4 protein-coding genes are annotated in these 3,467 nt (G+C 67.5%); 1 reads left to right on the forward strand and 3 read right to left on the reverse strand.

Going from position 1 to position 3,467, the window contains the following annotated elements:
* Window positions 1–1,436: cation:proton antiporter (locus ACMO6A_RS07270; RefSeq protein ID WP_418471007.1), on the forward strand; the 1,436-nt coding region annotated here is incomplete at its 5' end.
* Here the strand turns inward: ACMO6A_RS07270 and panF are convergent.
* The 3 genes from panF to ACMO6A_RS07285 form a co-directional block, all read right to left on the reverse strand.
* Window positions 1,433–2,971: a sodium/pantothenate symporter gene (panF, locus tag ACMO6A_RS07275; RefSeq protein ID WP_244059699.1), complete on the reverse strand. Its 1,539-nt coding sequence runs from the start codon at window positions 2,969–2,971 to the stop codon at window positions 1,433–1,435. The two genes, ACMO6A_RS07270 and panF, sit on opposite strands and share 4 nt — an antisense overlap.
* Window positions 2,964–3,239, reverse strand: a complete 276-nt coding sequence (locus tag ACMO6A_RS07280) for a YhdT family protein (RefSeq protein WP_015760838.1) — start codon at window positions 3,237–3,239, stop codon at window positions 2,964–2,966. The genes panF and ACMO6A_RS07280 overlap by 8 nt, the downstream gene beginning before the upstream one ends.
* A gap of 84 nt (window positions 3,240–3,323) precedes the next feature.
* On the reverse strand, window positions 3,324–3,467 hold the full coding sequence (locus ACMO6A_RS07285; protein WP_418471008.1) for a helix-turn-helix transcriptional regulator: 144 nt from the start codon (window positions 3,465–3,467) through the stop codon (window positions 3,324–3,326).

Genomic DNA, 3,467 nt, shown 5'->3' on the forward strand with positions numbered 1-3,467 from the left:
GCCTCACCGGGAGCCAGGGCAAGCGCGGGCTGGCAACCTGGTGCGTATCCATCGTCCTGGCGTTCCTCTTCGTGCATTTCGCCAGCGGCCTGTTTTCCAACGAGCTCGAGTCGGTTGCCATCGCCATCGCGTTGACCACGACGGCGTTGGGCACGCTCATGCCCATCCTGAAGGAGCGCGGGCTCATGGGAACGCAGGTGGGCGAATCCGTCCTCGCTTACGGCACCTGGGGCGAGCTGGGCCCGGTGCTGGCCATGGCGCTGCTCTTGTCCACGCGCGCGGAATGGAAGACCGTTCTCATCCTGCTCGCGTTCGTCGCCTTGTGCGTGGTGGCGGCCGTCGTTCCCGCGAAGGCGAAGAAGGCCGGGCACAAGCTGTTCAACTTCCTCACCGAGAACGCGGAAGGCACCTCCCAGACCATGATGCGCGTCACCGTGCTGCTGCTGGTGGGGCTGGTGGCGCTCTCCGCGGCGTTCGACCTCGACATCGTGCTGGGCGCGTTCGCCGCCGGGTTCGTGCTGCGCTACATCATTCCCGAGGGCGATCACGCGCTGGAGCATAAGCTGGACGGCGTGGCGTACGGCTTCCTCATTCCCGTGTTCTTCGTCGCCTCGGGCGCGAAGATCGACCTCATGGCCGTGTTCCAACAGCCTGTGGTGCTGGTCGGGTTCATCGTGCTGCTCCTGCTCATCCGCACCGTGCCCATATTCGTCGCACTCGCCACCGGCAAGGACACGCGCAGCATCTCCACGCACAACCGCTTGACCATCGCCCTGTACTGCACCACGGCGCTGCCCATCATCGTGGCGGTGACCTCGGTAGCCGTGAGCGCAAACGCCATGTCGCAGGAGACGGCCAGCGTGCTGGTGGCCGCCGGAGCCATCACCGTGTTCCTCATGCCGCTGATGGGCATGCTCACTTATCGCGTGGCCGACGCGAAGCCCATCGAGGCCGTGAAGGAGATCAGCCGCAACCCGCGCGACATCGGCGACATCCTGCGCGAGCACTGGGAGCTGGAGCGCATGCTGGCACGCAAGGAGGCGCTCGAGCGGCTGGCGGCACGGCGCGAGGAGCGCGGCCGAGACGGCGAGTCCTGGGAGGAGCAAGCGGCGCTGCTGCAACGTCGCTCGGCCCGCAAGCGCGCCATCGACGAGGCGCTCGACCTGGCCGCGCAGGAGATAGCGCGTCGCGAGCTGGCACCCGATGCCCGTCCCGACGGAGACGACCCGCTGCTGGCGCAGGCTCTGCAGCATCGCGAAGAGCGGCGGCGTCGCATGGCCGAGCGCGTTGTGCACGAGTACCGTCGGCGCATGGACGAGATGGGTCGTGCGGCAGAGCGGATGGGACTGAGCGAAGACGACGTCAGGCAGATGTTCGAGGACGCGCGACAACGTCGCGACGAGCACCCCGACGAACGCGACGGCCGGCGGCGCTAGCCCGCGCGGCGGGCCGAGGACCCGTTCGCAGCCTCCGCGCCGCTGTCGCAATCAGGGAAGAACACCTCCATGCGGCTGGCCGGCGCCTGCTTGCCGGCCAGCGAGCCTGCGACCATGCACACGCCAGCCACGACGATGCCTATGACGATCTGATGCAGATCGGCCACTTTGAAGCCGAGCGCCATCGTTGCGCAATACGCCAGCGTACCGCCCGCCATCGACCACAGCGCACCCGTCCGGTTCGCCCGCCTCCAGAACAGGCCGCACACCATCACCCAGAAAAACGCCGTCTCAAGGCCGCCGAAGGCGAACATGTTGATCTTCCATATGACGTCGGGCGGCACGACGGCCAGCACGAACACCACCGCGCCCAGCCCCAGCGTAACCGCCTGGCTCGACACGGACAGCGCACGCTCCCCCATGCGGCGGCCGCGCGCTTCGGCGTAATGCATCCACACGTCCTTGACCAGCGCCGAGGATGACGAGATAAGCAGCGAGGACACGGTGGAGATGGAGGCGGCCACCGGCCCTATGATGGCGATGCCCGCCAGCACCGGCGGCAACGTCCGCGAGATGGCCAGCGGGATGATGTTGTCCACGCTGCCGCCGTAGGCCGCCAGATCCTCGGTGAGCACGCCGGCGGCCAACACGCCGAGCGCCGTGACGCCGATCATCATGGCGCCGATGATGACGGTGCCCACGATCATGGCGCGGTGGAGCGATTTCACGTCCTTGTACCCCATCGTGCGCACCACCGACTGCGGCAGGACGAACGTGAACACGCCCACGAGTAGCCACTGGGTAAGGTACAGCGACGACGGCATGTTGCCGCCGGACGTGGGCTCCAGCATCTCGGGGTGATTCTGCGCGATCGAGCCCATGATGGCCTCGTAGCCGCCGCCGGCGTCCAGGATGCCCGCGGCCAGGACCACGATGCCCACGAGCATGGCGATGCCGCAGAGCGCATCGGTCAGCGCCACGCCGCGGAAGCCGCCGATGGTGGTGAACAGGATCACGGCAACGCCGAAGAGCACGAGGCCGAACACGTAGGAGTAGCCGGTCACGGCCTCGAACAGCTTCGCACCGCCCACGAACTGCGCGATCATGGTGGCGCCGAAGAACACGACGACGATGGCGGCCGACAAGTTCGCGAGCGCGTTCGATCCGTAGCGAGCCCGGATGACGTCGGCCACCGTGATCGCATCGAGCTTGCGCGCGATGAGCGCCATCTTCTTGCCCACGATGCCGTACAGCAGAACGAGCGCCGTCACCTGCACCACGGCCATGTACACCCAGCCGAAGCCGATGCTCCACGCCTGGCCCGGACCGCCCACGAACGAGCTCACCGACCCGTACGTGGCGATGGTGGTCATGGCCAGCACGAAGCCGCCCAGGCCGCGGTTGCCGATGAAGTACTCCTTCACGAAGCCGCCGCCGTCCGACGCGCTCTGCGTGCGGTGGCGCACGACCACGCTGAGCCCTACGGCGAACGCGAGGAACAGCGCGACGGGGACGAGCGCGGCGAGGTTACCCATCGAGGCCCTCCTCGTCGTCCAGCGGGAAGTCGGCGAACACGAACCGCGCCAGCACGATGGCGGCGATGACCGCGGCGACCCATGTGCCCATGCACCCCGCGATTATCCACAAAGGCGTGCCGAACAGCTGGACGTCGAAGCCTGCGAGCCCGAACCCGCCCACGAGCCACACCGCCACGATGACGGCCAGCGCTGCCGCCGTGGCCTTCGCCTCCCTGTTCGTCTGAGCGAGCTTATCCCGATAGCTCGCAAGTTCCCTCTGCGCCATGCGCGCACCTCCCCGCCGTCGCCGCGCCGTTTCGTCCAACGTATGGTACACCAAGCGCAGCCGTCCCGCGCGCCCCAGTTGGGGCTAGATGGCCGATGACACCTTTTCCAGCAAATCGGCTTTGCCGTTGACGCCCATCTTCGCGTAGATGCGGCGCACGTGGCTCTTCACCGTGTTGAGCGACACCACCAACTCGTCGGCGGCCTCGGCGAACGTGCGGCCCTCCAT

Origin of the sequence: Eggerthella sp., assembly GCF_048329335.1 — a bacterium.
GTDB classification, from domain to species: Bacteria; Actinomycetota; Coriobacteriia; order Coriobacteriales; family Eggerthellaceae; genus Eggerthella; species Eggerthella lenta.